2 protein-coding genes are annotated in these 1,654 nt (G+C 46.8%); both read right to left on the reverse strand.

Annotated features, from left to right (window positions below; translation table 11 throughout):
• Positions 1 to 78 precede the first annotated feature (78 nt).
• Complete coding sequence (locus tag V7Z60_RS10090; protein WP_334117675.1) at positions 79 to 1,083, reverse strand: helix-turn-helix transcriptional regulator; 1,005 nt, start codon at positions 1,081 to 1,083, stop codon at positions 79 to 81.
• 82 nt (positions 1,084 to 1,165) lie between these two features.
• On the reverse strand, positions 1,166 to 1,654 hold a 489-nt coding region (locus tag V7Z60_RS10095; protein ID WP_334117676.1), incomplete at its 5' end, for a hypothetical protein.

Genomic DNA, 1,654 nt, shown 5'->3' on the forward strand with positions numbered 1-1,654 from the left:
CACACTCAGAGCTAACTGCTCTTCGACAATTCCCGAATCCCATGCAGGCCTTCGTTTTCCATAGTAAATTTCACAGCGTCATTTCTGCCGATCATACCTGTCAGACGCTTTTTTGAGCAGATTGACCATGTCTTCCCTGACCTCTTTCGGACCGATTACTTCAACGTTGCCAAGACCAACGAGCCATCCCAGTAAAATGATTGAGGGAACAGCATAAAACTCGATCAGAAGTTCGTTGCTTCTGTCAGTCTTTTCAGGGTTGTCGCAAACCTTGATGTTTTTTCCGAACTGATCGATAATCGGTCCGACCATTTCCTCATTTGCCGCAACGGTGATTTTCTGTTCTTCTCCGGTAAACATGCCCATCCTTCTTGAAACGTAAGTATTGGGACAAATTTCGCGCACCTTGACCATTCCCTCGCGAGCTCGATCCTTCAACAGCTTGATGTCGGTCATTTTGTCAACGCGATAATGCCGCTCGACCAGTCTTCCGCATTGATTTTTGATTGCATAAAGATAGTAGCGGTCATCCGCCCAGATCAGACTCCACGGATTGACGATTTCCGCCTTGTCACTTTTAGGGACGAGTTTCAAATCCTTATTCCACTTCATGTAGGTAAAACTGATTGGCACTTTTTTATCGCAGGCTTCCTGAATCTTGTCCACGTTGTCCAGAATCTTTTGATTTTCCGTCTTGTTGTTGACCATCCCCAAAACGTTGCGGTCAAGATAGTCGCGCTGGTTTTCGCTCAGTAATTCCTTCAGCTTCTGAACCATTTCGTCCGCAATTTCCCTGCCGATGAAATTTGAGGCGTTGATTGCATCAACAATCAATTTGAGTTCCTCTTTTCTGAGCAGCCGGTTGCCAAGATAATACCTGGCATTTCTGCCCATGCTTCCTTCAACGTCAATGTTCCATTCCCTGAAAAGGCGCATGTGTCTGAGAATCGTATCTTCGCTGCAGTTATATCCCATCTCGACCATTTCGTCCTGAATCTCGCGCATCGTCAGCGGATGATCCTCATCCGTGTATCTGTAAAGCACATCATAAAGCGCAAGAATATTGCCGGTTTTTCCAGCCATGGCAATTCCTCCTGTCAAAATCATGCATTGATTCCAAAATTAAAAGCCTAAGCTCATCTGATTGAGTTCAGGCCTGACGTTTTCAACAATATTTTTCCTTAACGAACTGCTCATAATCTTCCTGATGCTGAATCACATACTGAATCAGCTCAGGATAGCAGCGATGTGCCGCCACGGTAACCAGCCGATTCAAATCAAACAGGCATCCGACAAGCAGATCCTCCTGTCCCAATGAATCAATCTGTCTTTTGACCAGGTCCAAATCAAGTTCTTCTTCAAAAAGTCCCGGCGTATATGAGTAGGCGTCACCAGTATTGTGAATGACCAGAAATTCGCCCGAAAGACGTCTTGCGCGCAAGCAATACAGGTCACCACACAGCTCTTCCCTGCATCTGGCCAAAATCTCCTCAGAGTCTTCCCTGTCGCTGGCGGACCTGATGAACTCCTCATATCTTCCTAACTCGCAGTCCTTGTCCATCCAGGCGCAGAAAACGCGCATGTCAAGCATCCTGCAGGCTTCTTCCTCGCTTGGAAACGGACGGTCGATGCGCTGCTCAACAAACTTGCCGAC

Origin of the sequence: Ligilactobacillus sp. (assembly GCF_036846325.1) — a bacterium.
Lineage (GTDB): Bacteria > Bacillota > Bacilli > Lactobacillales > Lactobacillaceae > Ligilactobacillus.

What these genes read in the sequence shown, in the direction of transcription:
- V7Z60_RS10090 (WP_334117675.1), bottom strand. Translation starts at nt 1,083, where the DNA reads ATGGCTGGAAAAACCGGCAATATTCTTGCGCTTTATGATGTGCTTTAC.